Here is a 22,347-nt window from a genome sequence, read left to right as displayed (position 1 = left end):
TAACGCCTCAACGAAATCTCAACCCTTCGCCAGCTCAGGCACTTCCATGAACGCATAGCACAGGATATGGCAGATACCCATCTGACCGTCCTCCGCGCGACCGTAGTGCCCGTCATTCACCACCACCGTCTGCTCGGCGATCTCCGCCAGCTTGCCCTTCTTGGCACCGACCAAGGCCACCGTCTTCACGCCATGATCCTTCGCCCACTTCACCGCTTCCACCAAGTTCGGCGAGCTACCGCTCACACTCAGCACCAGCAAAAGATCACCCGGCTTGGCGTAATTTTGCAATTGGCGCACATACACCTGGTCATAGGCATAATCATTCCCCAACGCCGTCACCCAGCTCATGTTGTCATTCAGGGAAAGCACGCGGAACCGCTTGCCGATCTTGTCCGAGGAACCCTTGCCCAAGTCCGTGGCAAAATGCGACGCATTGGAGGCGCTGCCGCCATTGCCGCAGATAAAGATCTGCCGGTCTTCCTTCAGCGCCACGCGGAGCTTCTCCACGATCTGCGCCACCTCATCGACGGGAATGGAATCCAACGCCGCCTTCTGTGCCTGAATATATTGCGCAATCCACTGCTTCATGATGCCCCTATCATGCGAAGACTCCGTCCGCTTGCCAGCAGAATTTTACCCCACTTGCGAAATCCCATTTCGTCCTCGATTCAACTGGTAGGGCTGTCCCGCTTGCGGGATCACCCGGCCGCTCCTTCCTCAGCCGAGGAACGAGGCTCTAACTCTTTCCCCTCACGATGTTCAGAGTTCGATGTTGGATGTTCGATGTTTCCCCAACCCCAAAAAAATCGTGCCCTTCCGTGTTCAATCTGTGGCTAAACATCCTATTTCGCCAACCCCGCCAGTTTCAAAGCCCCCACCGTCACCGCATCCTCACTCAACCCTGCCAGCCTCACCTTCGGCCCCGGATGAAACGCCTCCATGATAAACCCCGCCAGCGCCTTCTCCACCGCCACCCGCAACGGCTCCCCGATCAACGACACCCCACCACCCAGCACGATCACTTCCGGATGAAACAGATGCATCACATGCGATAAACCGAACGCCAGATCACTCGCCGTCTCCGCCAAAATCTCTTTCGCCAACAGATCATTCGCATTCAAAGCAGCGACCAATTGCGTTGCCTCACCGCGCACCATCCCCCGCGTCAACTCCGCCAGCTTGGATTTCGGACTCCCCGCACAGGCTTCACGAATGCGCCGGTCCACCGCCCAACCCGAGCAACGGTCCTCCACGATCGTCCCCGTCTTATCCAATCGGATGTGCCCGATCTCCGCCTCACCCGGTTTCGCCCCGTGATAAATCCTTCCATCCACCACCACACCACCTCCCACACCACTGCCCATGGTGATGTAGAACACTGGATTGAACCCCTTGCCCGCGCCGCACAACGCTTCGCCGAACGCCGCCGTGTTCGCATCATTATCCACCTTCACCGGCAACCCGCTCAGCTTCTTCAACCAATCACCGATCGGAAATTCCGACCACCCCTGGATCTGATGCGAGCAACAGATATGCCCCGTCTCACAATCCACCGGCCCGCCAAATCCTACACCGATCGCTGTCGCCTTCGTCGTCGCGATCAACTCCGGCAACGCCCCCGCGATCTGCTCGCGAATCCCTTCTCCGCCACGCTCCTTGTCTACATTGAAGCGACGGCGCTCTTTGATAACCCCATCCGCATCTCCCGCCACCAACTGGAGCTTCGTCCCCCCGATTTCGATTCCAATGAACATAAAATTTAGAATGAAGAACTAAGAATGCAGAAATCAACCACTTCGCGCGCGTTTGAGAATAGTCACCAATATTGCCACCAATTCATTTGCTTCGATAAGAATGGGTTCAAGCCTCACAACTGGCAGCAAGGATTCGTCACGGATCAACTCAAGCCAATAGAGAGTTTCATCGGCTTCACGAAGACACTCTCCTATCTTAGAAATAAATTCAGCTTTCGACCTAGCACGATCTGCCTCTCGACAATTCGCTCCCACTGAAGTTCCAGACCTGAGCAACTGCCGTCCTAACACTTGAGCGACCGTGGATTTAGGAAGAGCCGAATACAGACGAATAACCCTATGGGCAAACTTCTTCGTACGCTCCCGCAAATCCTTTTCTGCATTCTCCATTCTTAATTCTAAATTAACTTAAAATATTCAGGTTCGTTTCCATTCTTCCACTTGATATTACAACCGAGACTTGCGCGCTGTTCCGAAGGCGCAGGTTTCCCAGCCAAAGCCGCATCCACCGCCGCCCGCAAATCCTTCCCCGTCACCGGCAAAATCTTCTCCACCCGCGGACGGCTCTCATCGAACTGCCCGCGATAAAACAACTTCTGTTCCTTGTCATACACGAAGAAATCGGGTGTGCACGCCGCTTTGTATGCCTTCGCTACCGCCTGCGATTCATCATACAGATACGGGAACGTGTAACCCGCAGCCTTCGCCTCCTCCGCCATCTTCGCCGGGCTGTCGTCCGGATGATTCACGATGTCATTCGCGCTGATCGCCACGATCGCCGCACCCTTCGCCTGATATTCCTGCCCGAACTTAGCAAGTTCAGCCCTGATATGCTTCACATACGGGCAATGATTGCAGATGAACATCACCACGAGCGCCGGAGCGCCCTTGAACTGGTCCAGCGAATAAATCTTCCCGCTCGGATCAGGCAGGGAAAAGTGCGGAGCCGGTGTACCCAGCGGAACCATCGTGGAAGGAGTGCGTGCCATAGTATAAATTTAAGTCAAAAGGAACCAGCTTTATGCGCAAATGCAAGGCTTACAAATGTCGTCGCGGTTTGCAGAGGTTGACACTGTGACGCTGCCCTACGTAGGCTGGACACCAGCGCAAAGGAAAAAATCCGCACAATTGATCTCGAACGCCATATGGAATCTTGGAACTGCTTCGACCTCAAAGGTTGCCTTCATTTTCTGCTGGATCTGGGATTGCTTGGCTATGTCACTCTGGCGCTCGCCACCTTTTGGCTGCGCCAGGAGACCCGCTTGGAATACGCATCCGTCAAATTCTTGGTCATCGCCTCCTCTGTCATGGTGATCGTGACACAATTGGCTGGATATACAGGATCTTTCAACAAACACAGCTTCACTGTGATCCTTGCCCTGTTTGTTGCGGCATCCGCCCGCCTCAGGAGCCGCATCCCTCCGATGCTAAGCCTATGGCACTCCATCTGGATGCAGCTCAGCCGGGCAGCGCGAGTGATTGCGGGTGCGATTCTCGCGATAATGCTGCTGCTGGCGGTCACCAATGCCAGTTCATTCCCCATGGAAGTGGACACCTTGAGCTATCGCGTACCACGCATCGGGATGTGGTTGCAGGAGGGTTTCATCGGTCATTTTCTCACTGGTGATGAACGCATGAACTATACCCCCCATAACGCAGCACTGATGATGAGCTGGATTGTGGCGCACTTTGACCAGGGCTTTCCTGGCATGGGCCTAACCCAGAATCTGGGAGGCGCCTTATGCATCGGTGCTATCGCAGCCTTTGGGCGGCGCCTGGGGTTGGGGCTTACGGCAAAAACCTTCGGCGTTCTCGTTTTTCTGCTGATGCCTTCGAGCATTGCCGAAATGCTCAACGGAGAGACCAATCTTCTGGCGACATCGTTTTGCATCGCCTATCTCCTGTTGCTCGATGAAGACCTTTCAGCACGCCAGATAACTCCCCTGCCATGGATGGCTTTGGCGCTGGCCTTGGGCACCAAGGCCACGGTGATCTATTGGCTGCCCGGCCTAGGGCTGATCACGTTGTATTGGCTTTGGCAGCACAAGTGGTTCACCGATCCACCCAGGATTGCCAGACTGACCGGTCTGGCTTGCTTGGCGTTTTTGCTCTTCGGCAGCGGACGCTACATACAAAACACTCTGGCCTATGGAAACCCGATCGCTCCGTTGGAAGCCATCTCAAGGCACGGCACAGGAACAGTCGCACAAAACACCTTGACCCCAGGCTTGAACCTGCTCGGCTACGCCGTCACTGAAATCGTACCAAGCAACAATCCAGCAGGCTTGCGCACGCTGTTCTTAAAGGCTCGCACTCCAGTCTTGCAAACGACACGAGACGATGCCGCCGGGATGTATCGTGACCAGTCGCGCCGATCGGTGTATGCCATCCTGTTTGCCGTCGGTCCTGGCGGCAGCATCATCGGACGTGGCGTGATCCCTTACCTGCTGGTTTTTGCCGGGTTGACTGTGGCCTGGCGCCAAGGCATGGATCGCAGGTTCCTGCTGGGCTTTTTCGGTCTTATCGTGGCCTGGTGGATATGCATCTCCGGCACTCAGGCTTGGATCGAGGAAAACACCCGTTATTTTGTTCTTACCAACCCGCTGCTGGCGATCCTCTCGATGCCACTGTTGGCAATCCAGAACAAGATCCTGAAAAACGTCCTGCTCCTCGTGGTTACCTGGCTGGCTGCCAGCAATCTCCTGGTGATCTCTTTGGCCGGATTTAAAGTCGGCCTGTCCAATTTCACCGAACGGCACACTTATTCGGTCTGGCTGACGCATCAGTTCCAACGGAATGAATGCCAGCGGCATTTTCAGGGAAAAACCGTCAATGTGCTCGTCGTGAACAGCCTGTACAGCGTAACCTCAGGCTACTTCCGAAACCCATTCCCCACTCGTGTTTTCTTTGCGCGCCCAGAAGACCTGCCTGAAAAAAAGGACGTTCTCCGTGTAAAACAGGAACTGCAATGTGATCTGGCCCACGTCTTGTGATGCACTTTGTTTGTCACAACTTAAACAACCTCTTCGAATTCCCAAAAAGTATCTTCCGCTCGATCTCCTTGCTCGGTGCCAGCCGACGAATCGCCGCAATCGTCCGCGACCCCTGACATCCTGGCCCCCGGCTGATCGTATCATTGCAATCCGTGCCCAAGAGCAGCTTGTTCTGATGCCGCGTGAAGAATGCCTTAGTATGCTCCTCATCCCGTAGAAGTGCGCCCAATCCTGACCCGGCCGACATATCCGCATACATGTTCGGGTAATCGCTCAGATACCGGTCCGTGATGCCACCCGGCGTCACCTTCCCCATCGGATACAGCACCGTCTGCACATGCTCCTTATCGATGTTCCCCCACCACGTCTGCGCGTGGCCGATGAAGTTCACCTTCGGGAACTTCTCCAGCATCTTGTAAAACCGCTCGATGCCCTTGTTATACGTCTCGTGCTGGAAATGCATCAGCACTGGCACATCGAACTCCTGCGCCACTTCCGCGATCTTCTGCATGTGGATGGAATCACAATCCACATTGAACTTCTGTTCACCAATGCCCTTCGCGCCCAGCTTCAGATACTTCTCCAGCTCTTTCTGCGCCTCCGGAATGTCCGGCACCTCATTCGCGAAAAACAGATACTCCTTGGGATTCGCCCGCGCCATCGCCAGCACTGCCTCATTGCCACTCGCTGACGCGGCCAAGCCGTTCGATTTCCCGTTATGCGTGGAATCCAGATTCATCGGCCTGCCCGCAGGAAGCAGGATTGTCGTCGTCACACCCAAGGCTCGCTGATGAATGAGCAACTGCTCATTAGTGCGCCCGGAATAATCCGTGTGCTGATGGATATCAATGATCGGCTCCTCCGGATTCGGCGCAGCATGGCCCGTAAGGCAGGAGCAGGTTAGTGCAGCAGCAGTCCCTTTGAGAAAGTTACGGCGGTTCAAGTTGGGCATGGCAAATTCTGTTCCTTCTCGAAATGATTTCAAATACAAACGTAGTGTCCACCGTCGATAGAAAAGCTGTTGAAGCAGAGCTGCTCTGCAGGGCTCGACGTAGCACGAACCCCGTGCTGCCGGATTCCAGCCGGCAGTAAGAGGACTCACGCCGTAGCCAAGACGCTTGTCTGTATCCGTTTTTGAACATACTGATAGGTAACGTTGTTCGCGCCATGAACAAACCATCCGCCACACTGCTCCTGACGACGCTCGCCACTGCCTTAGCCTTCAATCTGTCTGCCGCCGAGCCCGAATTGACCGCCCAAGACCTGCCACGCCTGAAGCCTACCGAGCCTGCGGATGTGATGAAGACCTTCTCCGTGCGCCCCGGTTTCCATCTGGAACTCGTCGCCCACGAACCGCTCCTCGTTTCCCCCGTCGCCATCTCCTTCGATGAGAATGGCCGCATGTTCGTCGTTGAGATGATCGATTACTCCGAGCGACGCGATGAAAAGCTCAGCCGCATCAAGCTGCTGGAAGATACGAATGGCGACGGTAAGTTCGATAAAAGCACCATCTACGCGAAAGAACTGCCATGGGCCACCGGCGTCATTTGCGCGAATGGCGGCATCTTCGTCACCGCCTCGCCCGATCTCATCTGGCTGAAGGACACTAATGGTGACGGCCAAGCCGATGAACAAAAGGTCATCTTCACCGGCTTCGCCGAAGGCATCGCCCGCCTGAACATGCAGGCGCTGCCGAACAGTATGCACTGGGGCTTGGACAATCGCATCCATGGCGCGACTGGCCCCAATGGCGGTGTCTTGCGCAATCTCGCCCGCCCCGATGACACGCCCGTGAATGTGAACCGGCGCGACTTCTATTTTAATCCCACCACGCTCGAACTGTTCAGCGAAGCCGGTGGCGGCCAGAACGGGCTGAGCTTCGACAGCACCGGTCGCCGTTATGCCACCAGCAATAGCCGTCATCTGATGGCGTATCTATTCGATAGCAAATACGCCGCGCGCAATCCCGACTACATCATGCCGAATCCGCTCGTGGACATTCCGGCTGATGGCCCCGCTGCTGAAGTTTATCGCACCAGCCCGGATGAAGCCTGGCGCGTCATCCGCACCAAGTGGCGTGTCGATGGCACCGTGAAAGGCGTGGTGGAAGGCGGCGGCCGCGCCTCCGGCTACTTCACCGGCGCAACGGGCGTGACCATCTATCGCGGCAATGCCTATCCAGCGGACTTTCAGGAAAACGCCTTTATCGGAGATGCGGGCAGCAATCTTGTCCACCGCAAACGCATCCGCCCGGATGGCGCTGGCCTCATCGCCGAACGCGCCGCAGACGAGCAAAAATCTGAATTCATCGCCAGCTCAGACAACTGGTTCCGCCCCGTGAACTTCGCAAACGCACCCGATGGCTGCCTCTACATCATCGATATGTATCGCGAGGTCATCGAGCACCCATGGTCTATCCCCGAATCCATCAAGAAATTCGTGGACTTGAACAGTGGCAACGATCGCGGCCGCATCTACCGCGTCGTCCCCGATAGTTACAAGCAACCCAAGCTGCCCGCCCTCGGCAAAGCCACGACCAAGGAACTCGTCGAAACCCTCGGCCACGCCAACGGCTGGCATCGCGACACCGCCGCCCGTCTGCTCTTCGAGCGACAGGACCAAGCCGCTGTTCCGTTGCTGGAAAAATCCTTGAAAGAATCCAAGTCCGCTTTCGGACGTATGCACGCGCTTTATGCCTTGGCAGGACAAGGCACCCTGAGCCCGACGCAGATTCTAGAAGCGATGAAAAGTCCTGACGCACTGGTTCGCCAGCACGCCGTGAAGCTCTCAGAAAAATATCTGAAACCGCTCGCTTCCAATCGTCTGCGCGATGATCTGACAGCACTGGCTAACGATCCCGACATCAACGTGCGCCATCAAGTCGCCTACACCATCGGCGATTTAAATCCTCCCGACCGCACCGCCGCTTTGCTGGCGCTAGCCAAGCAAGATGGATCGGATAAATGGATTCGCACGGCCTTGCTCAATTCCATGCCCACAGATGTAGTGCCGATTCTAAATGCAGGTTTCAAAGATGAAGACTTTCGCCGTTCTCCCACCGGCCGCGCCTTTCTCTCTGAACTCCTCACGCTGGCTGGCACGAAAATGACTTCCGATAGTCCCAGCGAATTCTTGGCCGCCCTCGAAAAGATCGGCGCACCGGATGCCTACATTTATGTCCGGGCACTTGGTGAAGGCACCAAGCGGAGTGGGCGCACGATCGCCAAAGTGGACCCTCATAATTATCTCACCAAGATTTTCGCCGCCGCCGGGAAAGATGTGACCCGCACCGACCTTTCGGATGCACACCGCATCGAAGCCATCCGTACACTGGCATACAATCCCCACGATCACACCGGCCTGCTGTCCTCACTTCTAAAGCGCGAAACCAGCACCCCGGTTCAACTCGTTGTGATCGAATCTTTGGAAGCTGCCAAATCACGGGAATTGTCTGGCAGCTTAATCAAGCAATGGGACCAGCTTACCCAACCCGCTCGTGGTGCAGCGGCGGAACTTCTGCTTAAGCGCGCAGAATATCACCCCGCGTTACTGAACGCCTTGGAAACTGGAAGGATCAAGCCCCACGAACTCTCCACCGCTCAAATCAATCGTTTGCGCGAACATAAAGATCCCGAACTGAAGGCCCGCGCTGGAAAACTCTTCGCCCAAAGCAACACTGCCAAACGTGATGACGTGATCAAAGCCTTTGAACCCGCTCTCAAGCTCAAAGGTGATGCGGTGAAAGGCAAACAGATCTATGCCGAGCGATGCGTATCCTGTCATCGTGCCGAAGGTGAAGGCCACGCACTGGGGCCAGACATCGTCACCGTCAAGACCACTGGCCGCGAGAAATTGCTCGTGAACATCCTCGATCCGAACCGCGAAGTGCCCCCGCAATTCGTCAGCTACGCTATCGACACCAAGGATGGCGAAAGCTATTCCGGTCTGGTCGTGAACGAATCTCCCTCCAACGTCACCCTACGTATGGCCTTCGGCCAGGAAAGCACCGTGGCGCGTAGCAACATCACCAAGATGAATAGCAGCGGCCAATCCCTCATGCCCGAAGGGCTGGAAGCCGGATTAACTCCGCAAGATTTGGCGAACCTGCTCGAGTTCATCGTCATGGCGAATAAATGAAAACCAGCGAACTCATCACGGTTGATCCAGAGATCATGGGTGGCTCACCTGTTTTCAAAGGAACACGCGTACCCGTGAATACTTTCTTCGAGTATCTGGCCGATAACTACACGCTAGATGAATTCATTGAATGCTTTCCTACAGTTTCCAAAGAAATGGCCGTGAGTCTATTAGTTGCATGCCGTAATTCTCTGTCATAGCGCTCGCCCTTCGCACTTCTTACCTCGCCCTTTTCTACAGCCACTTTTTGATCTTCTCCTGATACCGCGTGTAGATGTATCCCAGCACGATCAGCACCACACCCAGCGCCATGAAGCTCAGCACGCGATAGATCGTCGCCAATCGCCACACATCGATCAGCATCGCCCGCCCGATGGCACACGCCAGTATCACCAGCCCCAGCCAGCGATAACGGCGATCTTGCACAGCCAAGCCAACGATAAGGAACACAAACGCCAGCGCCGCCCAACCGGCCGTGATGTAAAACCCAGCGGCGTTCAGGGATAGCCAACGGTAAAGATAAAACCACAGGCTCAAGCCCGCCGTCGTGATGAAGAACGTGCCCAAGCCGCGCGTCTCCTCCGGCTTCTCGCTCAGGCGATCAAGCGCCTGTTGCTGCATGAACAGCAACGCAATCGCCAGCAGGTTTGGCCAATGAATCACCGGCGTGCCACCCGGACGCCAGAAATCGAACAGCCCAAACACCGTGAACAGCAGGCTCACATAGAGCAGTGCTTTGTCCTGCCGCCACATCCCCACCGCGAACACTGCGGCACCCAGCAACGCCTGTACCCAGAACCACTTCTCCGGCACCAAGTATTGATGCACCCACAGCAGGCTCATCAAAGCCGCCATCGTGTAATAGATATACGCCAGCGAGAGCAATCCACCACGCGCTTCGCGCCGGTCATCTCTCCCCATCACACCTGCCAGCAGATACGCGCCGATCGCGAACGCCAGCAGCACCGCGATCGGCAGCAGGTTATGCACGGACCCGATGTCTTTCATCGTCAGGGCCAAGGCGAATTGGCCAGCTTGCAGGAAGACGAAGGCTTGTGCAAAGACCGCGAGCTTCGTCCAGCGGGTCACCAGAGCATACACTGTGATGCCCACCGCCAAGGCCGCCGTCCACACGATGCGTGGAGCCAGTGCGAATTCACTCTGCACCCACACCACGCCGATGATGATCAGCATGAGCGCGAGCAACCCTTGAAAGACATTCGCCGTGCCGATGCGCACTTTCAGCCGTGTCTGATGCTGCCACCAATGCCCCATCCACACTGTGCAACCGATCAGCGAGGCCAGCAACCAGCCCGGCAACACATCATGCGACAAGTAAGCCTCCAGCCAGATAAGCTGCCCCAGCACCAGATACAATTGCCCCATGATCGTCAGCTCCTTCAACCGCAGCACCGGATGCAGATGCACCAATAACAATGACAGTAGCGCGAAGATGATGGGCCGTTGCGTGGCATCAACATTTTGCCACGTCGCGACCAAACCGAGCAGCCACGTGGCCGCCGACCAGAAGAACAATCGTCCATCCGCCTCTGTATCCTCCTGCTGTTTCAATTGCCGTTGCGTCCAGCAGCCGCAGAAGAGCATCGCCCCACCCACACCCACCGCTTTGATCAAGTCCGGCACATTGAAAGCCGCGATGTGCGGCAGGCAATGGAACAGGCTCAACGTCGCCGTGATATACGCACCGATGCGCAAGATCACCAAGTTCAGGCGATAGCCCGTGACCAACAAAACCACGCTCTCCGCCGCCAGCAACACTGCAAGCGACATACCACTGAACTTCACGATGATGCCCAGCGTCACCAGCAGCAGCCCTTGCGTCAGGAGCGTGTGGCCAACTTCTTCCTCCTCCTTAAACAATCTTGCCGCCAAAGCGGATAGTGCCAGTAATACCACACCAAAGCTCAAAGAGAACAACCAGAACCGGTCATTATGACTGCTCCAGAAACTCAATGTCGTGAGACCGAAGAAAGCCGCATTGTTCAACGAGAGGAACGTCGCCCGCCCCGTCTTCACCAACGCTTCTGAACGGCTTACGAATCCTGCCGCGCAAAAGGCCGCCCAGTAGCACGCCAAGAAAGCCACGCCATACCCGATCTGCGGCTGCGGCAGATGATCCACCACCCACCCGCCATTGTAATAAAACCGCCAGAACGCGTAACCAGCATACGTCCCCACCATGCCGATGAATGAAAGCGTCACCCAGCGGTTACGCAGGAAAAAGCCCACGGCAGCGAGTGTCAGGATGAGATTGGAAACCAGCGTGAACATCCCCACCTGCGTCACGCCGGAGGTGTAATACGAAAGCCCGATGGCGAACAATGCCATCACCTCGGACTTCTTCCGGTCAGCCAGCCAGAACACCACCAGTGCCCACGCCAGCAACAATATCCCATCTACAAACACACTGGAGATCACCCGCAAATACTCGATGTGATGCGCCGCGTACGTGCCGAAATAGACTGTCGCCAACCCGCCCGCGAACAGCACATGCCCGAAGTTCGTGAGCTTGTCATTACTCCGATCTCGCTGGCACCAATGCCCGCCGAACAACAACCCTATCCCCGCAAAATAGATCAGCCCCAATTTACCCGCCGGTCCAAGGTGCGGGATGTAATTCTGATAAGCGTAATAACCGAAGAAAGCCAATCCCGTCAGCAGCATCACCACGCCCAGGCGCACGAACCAATACGTCGCCAGCTTCATCTCGAAATTACCACCTTCCACCGGAGCAGGTGCTGCTGCCGACGGAGTGACCGGAGGAGGAGGAACAAGCTTGGGCTCATATTTCGGCTCCTCAATCTGCTTGGTGACACGCTGAAGAACCTCCTCCCTCACTTGAGGCATCTCCGGCAAAGGCGGCGGCAGAACGGGCATCGGCTCAGGCTCCATCGGCATCACCGGTTCGACTGCTGGCTCTGACTCCATCTGCAATTGCGCCTCAAAGGTCTCGAGCCGCACCCCATAGCGATCCACTTCACGCCGGAGACGTTCATGGTCATCCCGCAGTCGTAACAACTCAGCTCGATGCATCGGTTTCATGGCCGGCCTTTCTCTAAGCACACAAATCTGTTTCGCCAATCAGCCTAGGTCCTCCGGTCTTTTTTGCGTGAATTGATAATAAATCTGGCGACATTGATAAAACCGATGACGCTTTTGACTTCACCCCGCCCCCTGTCTCGCGTACCTAAGACAGCGACAGCATGCAGCCGAACAATCAAAATGTGACCCGTGGTATCGCCCTCTTTCTGGGTCTCATCACCCTGTTGCTCTTCCTGCCCTTGGGAAAGTTCGATTTCGTCAATTACGATGATGATTTGCACGTGACCCAGAACGAGATCGTGAAAGAAGGTCTGACTGTAAAAGGCCTCGTCTGGGCATTCACCGGCAGCTCCGATATTTTCTGGCATCCTATCACTTGGATGTCCCACATGCTCGATGTTTCCCTGTTCGGCTTGAATCCCTCCGGCCACCATATCATGAGCCTGCTCATCCATCTGGCAGCCGCCATGATACTATTTTATGCCCTGCTGGAGATGACGGATCGGCCATGGCCCAGCGGCATCGTCGCCGCATGGTTTGCCTGGCACCCATTGCATGTGGAATCCGTAGCCTGGATCGCCGAACGCAAAGACGTCCTGAGCGGATTTTTCTTTGCACTGATACTGCTCGCGTATGCCCATTACGTAAAAAGCAAAGATCGCCGCTGGTATTGGCTGACATTTGCTGCCTTGGTGCTGGGGCTGATGTCCAAGACCATGCTGGTCACAGTGCCGCTGGTTCTGCTGCTGCTGGACATCTGGCCGCTTAAACGCGTGAGCATTGGCGGTAAATTAGACCTCGTAGAGTGGCGCAAACTGTTTTGGGAGAAGTGGCCGTTTTACGCGATCATGATCATCGCAGTATTGCTCACGCTGGTTCCTGCGATCCTGGGCAGCGCCGTGCGCTCGGAAGAACAATGGGGCTTCGATTTTCGGGCAAAGAATGCGATGGTCTCGATCCTGCGCTATCTGGAGCTCACCTTTTATCCCCGCGGCCTGGCTGTTTATTATCCTCCGGCTGACATCCCTGCGGCACAAGCGATGATGGCTGCCATACTCGTGACCGGCTTGGGTGCGTGGTGTTTCGTGCAGCGCAAGCAATCCCCTTTCTGGCTCATCGGCTTCGCATGGTTCATCATCATGCTGTTGCCGGTTTTGGGCTTGGTAAAAGTCGGTACACATGCCTTCGCAGACCGCTACACTTACCTGCCATTGATCGGTATCTTCACCGCTATCGCCTTTGGTGCCGATGGGTGGGTGCGGGCCAATGTCGGACATCGAAAGATAGTCGCTGGCATCGCGGGCGTCTCCTTGGTCGCCTGCATCGTCTTGACGAAACAACAGCTCATGGTTTGGCAGAATTCCATCACGCTTTTCCAACACGCCTTGAAAGTGACCCGAGACAATCCGATCGCTCACTACAATCTGGCTGCGGAGTTGATGCAGCAAGACCGCCCAACTGAAGCACTGCCTCATTACGAAGCCGTATTGAAGCTGCGGCCCAACCGTGAAGATGTCCACCTCAACTACGGCCTCGCCCTGCTCAAAACAAAGAAGATCGTCGAAGCCCGGGAACATTTCATCACCGCCATAGAGTTGAACCCGGCCAACGTCGAGGCACGGATGAATCTGGGCAACATATTCTACCTGGAGGAAAAACGTAATGAATCCCTTGAACAGTTCCGTCAGGTGTTGAGACTCCGTCCAGATCACTCCGGCGCGCGGAACAACCTCGGTCTCATACTGCTGGATCAAGGCCGCCTGAACGAAGCCGAGGCCAACTTCCGTGAAGCCATCCAAAGGCAACCGGAGAACTCTGAAGCGCACTTCAATCTCGGTCGGGCCCTTGTGCGCTTGGGACGCGTTGAAGAAGGCACCGTCGAATGGATGAAAGCTGCGCAACTGTCACCCGACGCATCCGATGCGCTCATCCACCTCACCTGGCTGTTGGCGACCCATCCCGAGGCACGCTATCGGAAAGGCCCCGAAGCTGTGAAGCTGGGTGCTCGCGTCTTGCAGATCACGGGGCCGAATGACTTGGTGGCTCTGGACGCACTGGCTGCTGCCCATGCCGAATGCGGCCAGTTTGCCGAGGCGATCAACATCATCAAACGCGCCTTAGAAATCTCGCGGGCCGCCGGAGACACCCTCTTGCTGGAAACGATGGAAAAACATCTAAAGAGCTATCAAGAAGGCAAACCCTGGCGGCAAGCGCCCTGACCATGCGGGCTGAAAAGAAAATCGAATCTGCAGCCATTCCTTCATGGAAGCGGTTGACGCCGCTGATTCTTTTTCTGCTGACACTGCTGCTCTTCTCTCCCGTCCGTCATAATGAATTCACGAACTACGACGATCCGATCTACATCACCGAAAGCCCTCTGGTTCTGAACGGATTGAGCTGGGACGGCATCCAAGCCGCCTTCACCGGACACCACGCCTACATGTGGCATCCGCTCACGACCATCTCGCACCAACTGGACATCACTCTTTTCGGTTTGAATGCCGGCGCACACCAGATGATGAACGTAGTTTATCACGGCCTGTGTACAGCGTTGCTGTTTGTTTTGCTGCGTTCGATGACAGGAAGCTACTGGCGTTCTCTGATAGTGACTGCGTTATTCGCCTGGCATCCACTGCGTGTTGAATCCATCGCGTGGGTGGCTGAACGCAAGGACACCATGTATGGCCTCTTCTGGGTGCTCACCTTGCTTGCCTATCATCGCTATGCCACAAAAACAGACGGAAAGAATTATGCGCTGCTTTTTTTCACCTTTGCCTTAGGTATCTTGACCAAGCCCACCATCGTCACCCTGCCCTGCGTCTTGCTTCTGCTGGATATCTGGCCGCTGAAGCGTCTGCCCGTGGAGGTTTTTGATGGAAAGGAGCAATGGAAAAAACATTGGCCCATCTTGCGGAAGCTGCTCGTGGAGAAGCTGCCTTTGTTCGCGCTCTCAGGTTTGCTCGCAGTGCTCACATGGAAGATGCAAAGCCTGGGCGGCATCATCCGCACCACTGGCCAAATCGGCATGATCGAGCGGCTCGGCAATGCCGTGGTCAGCTATGTCCGATATCTTGGCAAACTCGTCTGGCCACAAGACCTCGTTGTCTTCTATCCTCATCCTGGTCAATGGCCTTGGGGGCTGGTAATCATCGCTTTGATCATGGTCATCGGACTGAGTTTTTTTGTTTTCAGACGGCGCAAAACTCAGCCTTGGGAACTGGTAGGCTGGTGCTGGTTCCTTGGTGTCCTGTTTCCCGTGATCGGCGTGGTGCAATCTGGCGGCCAGTCGATGGCGGACCGCTATACTTATGTCGCCTGCATAGGTGTTCTGATCGCCGTGATCTGGACGGGAGAACAAATTTCCCGGCAGAAAGGCTGGCGTGGCACTGGACTGACACTGACTGTTCTGTTGCCATTGCTGTGCTACATCACCCTCACCCATACGCAACTGAGCTACTGGCGTAACAGCGAAACCCTCTTTCGCCACACATTGGCCGCATCACCCGGAAACGTCATCGGCTACGACAATCTCGGCAGTACACTCATCGCGCAAGGCCGGATGGAAGAAGCTGTGGCCGTCATCACCGAAGGGCTTCAGGCACATCCCGGACGTGCTGTTTTGCATAACAATCTCGGACTCGCCTACCGGTCCTTGGGGCAACCCAAAGCGGCCATTGAGCAATATCGACTGGCCTTGAAATCAAGCCCCGGCTTCGCCACCGCTCATAGCAATCTCGGCAACATACTGCGTGAAACCGGCGATTTGAACGGCGCCATTTACGAACTGCAGGAAGCGCTAAAATCCGACCCGAATGACACCGAGGCCATGAACAATCTGGCGCTCACATTTGAAGAAGCCGGACGCAAGTATGATGCGTTGCGGCTATACCAATCCGCCATCATCGCGAACCCGCTCAACGTCGAAGCCCACGTGAACATGGGCACACTGTTGCTGGATTTGGGCCGCAAAGAGGAAGCTCTCGCCATCTGTCAGCGCGCGGTCGCATTAAGACCAAACTTTGTTGAGGCCAATATGGCATTGCTATACTCACTGACCGCTACAGGCAAGATGACTGAAGCCAAGGCACTCGCAGGTCGGGTCCATCAACTGGCTCAGATGCAAAATCGCCCCGATATCCGGCACCTGCTGGAAGCAGAAGTGAAACGCGCCGGATTGGATAAATGAAGTCCGCCACTATCCCGCGAGCAGCTCACGAAATGCAGTGCTGATGTCCGGGTGGCGGAATGAATAGCCATTGCCCACCAGCTTTTGCGGTTGCACCCGCTGACTCGCCAGCACCGTCGCCTCAGCCATTTCTCCGAAGGCAAATTTCAATGCGATAGCCGGGATGGGCACTTTCGCCGGACGATTGATCGCATCACCCAAAGCATGCGCAAAATCACGATTCTTTACTGCATCCGGCGCCACGATATTCACTGGCCCTGAGAGTTCAGCATGCTGAAGCGTGTGCAGAATAGCACCTGCCGCATCAGGCAGTGATATCCAGCTCACATACTGCTCACCATCACCTACAGGTCCACCCATGCCTGCTTTAAAAGGCGTCAACATCTTCGCCAGCGCACCGCCTTTTGGAGTAAGAATCGCACCGAAACGCAAGTTCACCACGCGGATGCCCGCTTCCTTCGCAGCCTCAGTGGCGGATTCCCAGTCCTTGCACACCTCCGCAAGGAAATCATCTCCTAGCGTGCTCGTTTCCGTAAGTGTTTCTTCACCACGATTGCCATAGATACCAATCGCCGAGGCACACAGAAAAATTTTGGGCCGAGGACTTAGTCTGACAGCTGTTTCCGCAAGTAACTTGGTGCTGTTCACCCGGCTTTCCAAAATAAGGCGCTTCTTTTCCTTGCTCCAGCGGCCTTCACCGATGTTCTCACCTGCCAGATGAATGATGCCATCCACACCTTGCAGTTTGGTAGTGGCGTCGATATGTCCTCTGTCCGGATCCCAACCGACCGAATTCGGCTCCCCAGCATTGCCACCACGAACGAGTCTCACGACCTCATGTCCCGCCGCGCGCAACGCGGGGACAAGCTCGCTACCCAGCAACCCGCTGGCACCACTCACCAAAATCTTCATGGGCTAAGATTCTCCACCTTTCATCCAACAGCAAGGAAGGTAAACACTCCCTCTATTGCTATTCGTAGCGCAAGGCTTGGATCGGATCCAGCCGCGACGCCTTGAACGCCGGGAACAATCCCGCCAACACACCGGTCGCCGCACTGAACGCCACGGCAATGGTCATCGTATCCATCGTAATGACTGGCGAATTCGCCGTGGGCGATAGCATCGTCAATATCTCGACCAATCCATAGGAAGCGGCGATGCCCGCCAAGCCGCCCAGCAGCGAAACCGAAACGCTCTCCACTACGATCTGGATGAAGATCGTGCCATTCGTCGCGCCCAAAGCCTTGCATGTACCGATCTCGCGGATGCGCTCATTGATGCTCGCGAGCATGATGTTCATGATGCCGATACCGCCCACCAGCAAACTCAAGCCCGCGATAATGCCACCACTGATGCGCGCATTCTTGATGCGCTTGTTGATGTCCTCCACCTGATTCTCCTGCGTGCGGAAGCTGAAGTCCTCAATGCCATTATGTGTCATCAGCATCACATTGCGCGCTTGCGCGAGCGCGGCATCCATCAGTTCGAGATCGGCCACCTTGATATCCATGTCCGTGAGACGCGGATCAGGCAAACCACCCGTTCCAGAGGCGGAACGGAACTTCACCCACATCGTATTGAGTGGAATATAAACAGTGTTGTTCTTGCGCCAGAAAGCATCCCATTCCTTGCGCATCCAGCCGTGTTGACGCGCCGGACCAGTCGCCTCCTCCTTCGGCTTGTCCTTCTCCAACTCACGCAACTTGCGTGCCTGCTCGCTCTCGTAATGAGCGAACATGCCCACGATCACAAACGGCATACGATTAATATTGATGACCTGCCCCACCGGATTGATCTCATGCCCCGCCTGCTCCGGTGAACCGAAGATGGCATCACGGATACCTGTGCCGATGACACAGACATTGTGCGCATTCTCTTCATCCAAGTCCGTGAAGAAGCGGCCATGCTCCACTTCAAAGAGATTCATTTCCAGCACTGCGGGCCACACGCCCACGCACTCGGAAGGATTCGTCGTCTTGCCATTCGCACCAATAACCGCGCCGCGCAACTCCATCTCTGGCGACACTACTTTGATCAGCGGCGCGCTTTGACGCAGGGCATAGACATCTTTGATCGTGCGACCGATCGCCTGGTCTTTCAAATGTTCCTGATACAGCGGCACGTCTTCATCCCGCACGAGCACCTTATCGAGGCCGCCCATCGCGATGAGCGCCTCCTTCATGCCGTTCTCCATGCCCTTCGTCACGGCGGCCATCGCGACGAGACTCGCCACGCCAAGCACAATACCCAGCATCGTCAGGAGCGAGCGGAACTTGTGCGCCCAGATCTCCTTCAAACCGATGACGATGGCGTTAAATAGATTCATCAGTCGTATTTCAAGGCTTGGATCGGATGCAAGCGTGATGCTTTGAAAGCCGGGAACAATCCCGCTAACACACCTACACCCGCGCTACAGGCAAAGGCCATCAACATCGCGGACGTGGTGATGATCGGTGAGTTATCCGAAGGCGTGAACGTGGCGATGGCATAGACCAATCCGTAAGAAGCGAACAAGCCCGCCACACCACCCACAACCGCGATCACGATGCTCTCCACCAGAATCTGCACGAACACATCGATCGTCGTCGCGCCCATCGCCTTGCGAATGCCGATCTCGCGGATGCGTTCCGAGATGCTCGCCAGCATGATGTTCATGATGCCGATGCCGCCCACGATGAGGCTGATGACCGCGATGATGCCACCGCTCGCCCGCGCATTCTGGATGGTCTTCGTGATCTCCGCTGCCGTGTCCTCTTGCGTGCGGAAGGTGAAATCTTCAATGCCCTTATGCGTCATCAGCATCACGTTACGCACCTGCTGCAACCCTGCCTCCAGCAACTCAATATTTGGCACCTTCATCTGCAATGTTGTCAGCCGATAATCCGCTGTGCCACCCACTCCCGCAGCAGAACGGAACTTCACCTGCATCGTACGGAGCGGGATGTAAACCGTGTTGTTCTTCAAGCGGAACACGAAATGCCCACCACGCGAACGATTACCACCGCCTCGCGAGGCCTCCGCTTTCTTGCCATTAGGTGAAGGCGGCGCGAGCTTGGCGAGTTCACGCTCCTTGCGCGCCTGCTCGCTCTCGTAATGCTGGAACATACCGATGATGGTGAACGGTTGCCCATTGATATTCACGATCTCACCCACCGGATTGATCTCTCGCCCGACCTTTTCCGGATCACCAAACAGTTGATCGCGAATGCCCGTGCCGATCACACACACACTACGCGCCTCATCATCTTCCAACTCATTGAACATGCGCCCGTGCTCCACCACATGTTCGTTCAATGCCAAAGCATCCGGCCATGTGCCCGAGAACATGAACGGCCGCGCCGATTTGTTCCTATACGTCACCGCGTTATTCCCGCGAAAGCCATACATGTCCACCGAAGGCACGATCTGGTTCACCAAGGGCGCACTCGCCTTCAACGCATAGACATCATGCATCGTCACACCCGTAGCGCGATCCGCCATGTGGCGTTGATGCGCGGGCAATTCCTCGCTCTGTTCCACGCGAATCTTTTCCAAACCGCCCATCGCGACGAGCGCTTCCCGCAAACCCTTCTCCAAGCCCTGCACCATCGCGGACATGGCCACGAGACTGGAGACGCCCAAGATGATCCCCAGCATGGTCAGCAGGGAGCGGAACTTGTGCGCCCAGATCTCACGGAAGCCCGTGGCGATAGTATTTCCCAGGTTCACGTCTGCGCAGGAGTTACCGGCACGCGGTCCAAGCCCGCCAGCTTGCGATCCACCTCTTTCGCGATCTTACCATCGCGGATCTCCAATCGCCTTGGCGTCACCGCCGCGATCTCCGGGTCATGCGTCACTAAAATGATCGTGCGGCCCTCTTCATGAAACTTGTGGAACATATCCAGCACGATCTCGCCCGTGTGCGAATCCAAGTTACCCGTCGGCTCATCCGCGAAAATGATGCGCGGATCGTTCACCAGCGCACGGGCGATCGCCACACGTTGCTGCTGACCACCGGATAATTGCGAAGGCCGGTGCTTCGAGCGGTTGTCGATGCCCACCTTCTGCATCGCGGACATCGCGCGCTCGCGCCGTTCTTTGCCACCGATGCCGGAATAGATCATCGGCAGTTCCACGTTCTGCAAAACAGTAAGCTTCGGCAGCAGATTGAACGACTGGAACACGAAGCCGATCTTGCGATTGCGAATGCCTGCGAGTTGCCGCGCCGAGGCATTGTGAATCATTACTCCATCGAGCTGAATCGTTCCGGAGGTCGGAGAATCCAAGCAACCGAGGATGTGCATCAGCGTGGACTTGCCACTGCCTGACGGGCCGATGATGGACATGAAATCGCCCTGCGCGATGTCCACCGTGATGTCATCCAGCGCATGGATCGTCTCATCGCCCATGCGATAAGTCTTGCGGACGTTGCGAAGTTCGACGAGCGCCATAAGCCTCTTAGGTTCCGCTCTTCGGTGCTTTATCGGCTACCGGGGCGTCCTTCTTTTTCTTCTCGTCGCCCTTGCCAATGCCTGCACTCTTCACTTCCGCACCCGTCGGCGGTTGCTCCAAGGCGACCAGTTCACCCACCTGCAAGCCGGACAAAATCTCCGCGTAAAAGAAATCCGAGATGCCCACACGCACCGGACGTTGCTCGAACACATTATCCTTCACCACATAGGCGTAACGCTCGCCCTGCTCCGAGAACACCGCTGGTAAAGGAACCGCCAGAACCCCTGCCGCCGAAGCCACGGGAATGGCCAGATTCGCCGTCATGCCGGGTTGGATGCGATCCTCGATCTCCGTGATGAGCACGCGCACTTCGAAGCCCTTGATGTTGTTCTTGATCGTCGCCTGCGGGGCGATGCGGTTCACTTTGCCCTTCACCTTCAAGCCGCTCACCGCCTCCACCTTCACATCCACTTCCATGGCGGGCTTGATGCGCGTGATGTCCGCCTGATTGACGTGCGCGATGATGATCATCTCGTTCAAGTTCGCGATGCTCATCACTTCCGTGCCGCTATTGAAACCCGCCGAGCCGGACACCGCCTGACCGACTGACACTGGCCTCGTCAGCACCGTGCAATCGAACGGCGCCATGATCTTCGACTTCGAGTAACGATCCTTGGACAACTCCAGCGAACGTTCCGCCTTCTCAATGCTGTTCTTCGCCAGCTCAAACTCCGTGCGGGCATTGTCATACAACTCTTGGGAGACGAGCTTTTCCTTATAGAGCTTCTCTTCACGTTCGAAATCACGCTTGGCCTTATCCAGTTGCAGCTTGGCGGCCTCGATGTCCGTCTCGCGCGTGGCGATCTCGATGAGCAAGTCCTTATCATCCAAGGCAAACAGGAGAGCGCCCTTCTTCACGCGATCACCGATATCCACCGGGAGTTGCAGGATACGGCCATTGATCTCCGGGCGCACGGAAACCTGCTCCGCCGGTCCGATCTCCCCAGCCACATTGATGGCGAAACTGATGTCGCGCGATTCCACCGGCGCGGTCTTCGTCCGATTCGCGATCGGGTCTTTGGCCTGCTGCGCGGCGGCGGTTTCCTTCCACTTCATGTAACCCCAGACGCCCCCACCTATCAGCAAGGCGATGATCAATAAATTCTTCATGCTAAAAATTGAAAGCACATCCTAAAAGACCGGTAAGCGGAGTGCAAATGAGGAATGAGGCAGAATCTTGATACCCAAGGACGCACCCTGACACTGCCCCAAAATGTGCTGCCGGAATCTTGCCGGCAGTCCTACCCCAGACGCCACCGCGTCTCTAACTACCCTCCCATTAGACAACAATGTCAGGGTGCGCCCCAAGTGAGCCGGTTTCACCCCGGACCAAGCAACGTCCGAAGTGACCCCGGCCAACTACGGGCCTACCCTTTTCATACCTCATACTTCATAATTCATACATCCCCCCGAAGCGGCCTTCCCATCTCGTCCGTTCGATGCTCCCTCTTCTCAATGGCATCCTGTCCTGCGGCACTCTAGCCACCAAGTCCACACCTCCCAGATCCGACCCTCGCCAGCCACTTCAAAAAGAAACGCAGTTAAAGAATGTTGAAGCTGACCAGAGCACTTTCCCTAATCTTCCTTCTCCCTTGGAAGCCGAACTTCGGCCGGGAGAAGGATTGAGGATGAGGGTGCCCCCTTTCTTCATTCACCATTCTTAATTCTGCGTTCCTTAATAAGGAACTATGTCAAAGAGCAATGAAACCATCCGACCCCT

General features: G+C 55.9%; 16 protein-coding genes. 5 read left to right on the top strand and 11 right to left on the bottom strand.

Annotation, left to right across the window (positions count from 1 at the left end):
- Positions 1-18 precede the first annotated feature (18 nt).
- The 4 genes from VGH19_23180 to VGH19_23165 form a co-directional block, all read right to left on the bottom strand.
- Positions 19-591, bottom strand: a complete 573-nt coding sequence (locus VGH19_23180; GenBank protein ID HEY1174289.1) for an SIS domain-containing protein — start codon at positions 589-591, stop codon at positions 19-21.
- A 254-nt stretch (positions 592-845) separates the two neighbouring features.
- The gene (locus VGH19_23175; GenBank protein ID HEY1174288.1) at positions 846-1,757 is read right to left on the bottom strand and encodes an ROK family protein; all 912 of its coding nucleotides are present in this window, start codon (positions 1,755-1,757) and stop codon (positions 846-848) included.
- A gap of 33 nt (positions 1,758-1,790) precedes the next feature.
- Positions 1,791-2,147 (bottom strand): four helix bundle protein, encoded by a 357-nt coding sequence (locus tag VGH19_23170; GenBank protein HEY1174287.1) that lies wholly within the window; start codon positions 2,145-2,147, stop codon positions 1,791-1,793.
- Between the two features lie 8 nt (positions 2,148-2,155).
- On the bottom strand, positions 2,156-2,746 hold the full coding sequence (locus tag VGH19_23165; GenBank protein HEY1174286.1) for a thioredoxin family protein: 591 nt from the start codon (positions 2,744-2,746) through the stop codon (positions 2,156-2,158).
- A 156-nt stretch (positions 2,747-2,902) separates the two neighbouring features.
- On the opposite strand from VGH19_23165, the gene VGH19_23160 reads away from it, so the two are divergent.
- Positions 2,903-4,750, top strand: a complete 1,848-nt coding sequence (locus VGH19_23160; protein HEY1174285.1) for a hypothetical protein — start codon at positions 2,903-2,905, stop codon at positions 4,748-4,750.
- Between the two features lie 13 nt (positions 4,751-4,763).
- On the opposite strand, the gene VGH19_23155 is transcribed toward VGH19_23160, so the two are convergent.
- On the bottom strand, positions 4,764-5,702 hold the full coding sequence (locus VGH19_23155) for an amidohydrolase family protein (protein ID HEY1174284.1): 939 nt from the start codon (positions 5,700-5,702) through the stop codon (positions 4,764-4,766).
- Positions 5,703-5,917: 215 nt separating this feature from the next.
- On the opposite strand from VGH19_23155, the gene VGH19_23150 reads away from it, so the two are divergent.
- Positions 5,918-8,887: a PVC-type heme-binding CxxCH protein gene (locus tag VGH19_23150; GenBank protein HEY1174283.1), complete on the top strand. Its 2,970-nt coding sequence runs from the start codon at positions 5,918-5,920 to the stop codon at positions 8,885-8,887.
- The gene (locus tag VGH19_23145) at positions 8,884-9,087 is read left to right on the top strand and encodes a DUF433 domain-containing protein (GenBank protein HEY1174282.1); all 204 of its coding nucleotides are present in this window, start codon (positions 8,884-8,886) and stop codon (positions 9,085-9,087) included. Before VGH19_23150 ends, VGH19_23145 begins: the two co-directional genes overlap by 4 nt.
- 34 nt (positions 9,088-9,121) lie before the next feature.
- Here VGH19_23145 and VGH19_23140 read toward each other — a convergent pair whose 3' ends face one another.
- Positions 9,122-11,950, bottom strand: a complete 2,829-nt coding sequence (locus VGH19_23140) for a DUF2339 domain-containing protein (protein HEY1174281.1) — start codon at positions 11,948-11,950, stop codon at positions 9,122-9,124.
- A gap of 161 nt (positions 11,951-12,111) precedes the next feature.
- On the opposite strand from VGH19_23140, the gene VGH19_23135 reads away from it, so the two are divergent.
- The gene (locus VGH19_23135) at positions 12,112-14,169 is read left to right on the top strand and encodes a tetratricopeptide repeat protein (protein ID HEY1174280.1); all 2,058 of its coding nucleotides are present in this window, start codon (positions 12,112-12,114) and stop codon (positions 14,167-14,169) included.
- Positions 14,170-14,171: 2 nt separating this feature from the next.
- Complete coding sequence (locus VGH19_23130; GenBank protein HEY1174279.1) at positions 14,172-16,136, top strand: tetratricopeptide repeat protein; 1,965 nt, start codon at positions 14,172-14,174, stop codon at positions 16,134-16,136.
- A 9-nt stretch (positions 16,137-16,145) separates the two neighbouring features.
- Here the strand turns inward: VGH19_23130 and VGH19_23125 are convergent, their stop codons facing one another.
- The 5 genes from VGH19_23125 to VGH19_23105 are packed head-to-tail and all read right to left on the bottom strand — an operon-like array spanning position 16,146 to position 21,737.
- A complete protein-coding gene (locus tag VGH19_23125) occupies positions 16,146-17,048 on the bottom strand; it encodes a TIGR01777 family oxidoreductase (GenBank protein HEY1174278.1) in 903 nt (300 codons plus the stop codon).
- Between the two features lie 58 nt (positions 17,049-17,106).
- On the bottom strand, positions 17,107-18,462 hold the full coding sequence (locus VGH19_23120) for an ABC transporter permease (protein ID HEY1174277.1): 1,356 nt from the start codon (positions 18,460-18,462) through the stop codon (positions 17,107-17,109).
- Positions 18,462-19,844 carry an ABC transporter permease gene (locus VGH19_23115; GenBank protein HEY1174276.1) on the bottom strand — a complete coding sequence of 461 codons (1,383 nt, stop codon included), beginning with the start codon at positions 19,842-19,844 and terminating at the stop codon, positions 18,462-18,464. Before VGH19_23115 ends, VGH19_23120 begins: the two co-directional genes overlap by 1 nt.
- Positions 19,841-20,566 carry an ABC transporter ATP-binding protein gene (locus tag VGH19_23110; GenBank protein ID HEY1174275.1) on the bottom strand — a complete coding sequence of 242 codons (726 nt, stop codon included), beginning with the start codon at positions 20,564-20,566 and terminating at the stop codon, positions 19,841-19,843. Before VGH19_23110 ends, VGH19_23115 begins: the two co-directional genes overlap by 4 nt.
- A gap of 7 nt (positions 20,567-20,573) precedes the next feature.
- Positions 20,574-21,737 carry an efflux RND transporter periplasmic adaptor subunit gene (locus VGH19_23105; GenBank protein HEY1174274.1) on the bottom strand — a complete coding sequence of 388 codons (1,164 nt, stop codon included), beginning with the start codon at positions 21,735-21,737 and terminating at the stop codon, positions 20,574-20,576.
- Positions 21,738-22,347 lie beyond the last annotated feature (610 nt).

The organism is Verrucomicrobiia bacterium (assembly GCA_036405135.1).
Taxonomy (GTDB): Bacteria; Verrucomicrobiota; Verrucomicrobiia; order Limisphaerales; family JAEYXS01; genus JAEYXS01.
The sequence above is the reverse complement of the archived record's forward strand: the minus strand, read 5'-3'. Positions and strand labels throughout refer to the sequence as shown.

Bases quoted from the DNA above. Each gene is read 5' to 3' on its own strand.
- VGH19_23180 (HEY1174289.1), bottom strand. From the start codon at position 591: ATGAAGCAGTGGATTGCGCAATATATTCAGGCACAGAAGGCGGCGTTG.
- VGH19_23175 (HEY1174288.1), bottom strand. From the start codon at position 1,757: ATGTTCATTGGAATCGAAATCGGGGGGACGAAGCTCCAGTTGGTGGCG.
- VGH19_23170 (HEY1174287.1), bottom strand. From the start codon at position 2,147: ATGGAGAATGCAGAAAAGGATTTGCGGGAGCGTACGAAGAAGTTTGCC.
- VGH19_23165 (HEY1174286.1), bottom strand. From the start codon at position 2,746: ATGGCACGCACTCCTTCCACGATGGTTCCGCTGGGTACACCGGCTCCG.
- VGH19_23160 (HEY1174285.1), top strand. From the start codon at position 2,903: ATGGAATCTTGGAACTGCTTCGACCTCAAAGGTTGCCTTCATTTTCTG.
- VGH19_23155 (HEY1174284.1), bottom strand. From the start codon at position 5,702: ATGCCCAACTTGAACCGCCGTAACTTTCTCAAAGGGACTGCTGCTGCA.
- VGH19_23150 (HEY1174283.1), top strand. From the start codon at position 5,918: ATGAACAAACCATCCGCCACACTGCTCCTGACGACGCTCGCCACTGCC.
- VGH19_23145 (HEY1174282.1), top strand. From the start codon at position 8,884: ATGAAAACCAGCGAACTCATCACGGTTGATCCAGAGATCATGGGTGGC.
- VGH19_23140 (HEY1174281.1), bottom strand. From the start codon at position 11,950: ATGAAACCGATGCATCGAGCTGAGTTGTTACGACTGCGGGATGACCAT.
- VGH19_23135 (HEY1174280.1), top strand. From the start codon at position 12,112: ATGCAGCCGAACAATCAAAATGTGACCCGTGGTATCGCCCTCTTTCTG.
- VGH19_23130 (HEY1174279.1), top strand. From the start codon at position 14,172: ATGCGGGCTGAAAAGAAAATCGAATCTGCAGCCATTCCTTCATGGAAG.
- VGH19_23125 (HEY1174278.1), bottom strand. From the start codon at position 17,048: ATGAAGATTTTGGTGAGTGGTGCCAGCGGGTTGCTGGGTAGCGAGCTT.
- VGH19_23120 (HEY1174277.1), bottom strand. From the start codon at position 18,462: ATGAATCTATTTAACGCCATCGTCATCGGTTTGAAGGAGATCTGGGCG.
- VGH19_23110 (HEY1174275.1), bottom strand. From the start codon at position 20,566: ATGGCGCTCGTCGAACTTCGCAACGTCCGCAAGACTTATCGCATGGGC.
- VGH19_23105 (HEY1174274.1), bottom strand. From the start codon at position 21,737: ATGAAGAATTTATTGATCATCGCCTTGCTGATAGGTGGGGGCGTCTGG.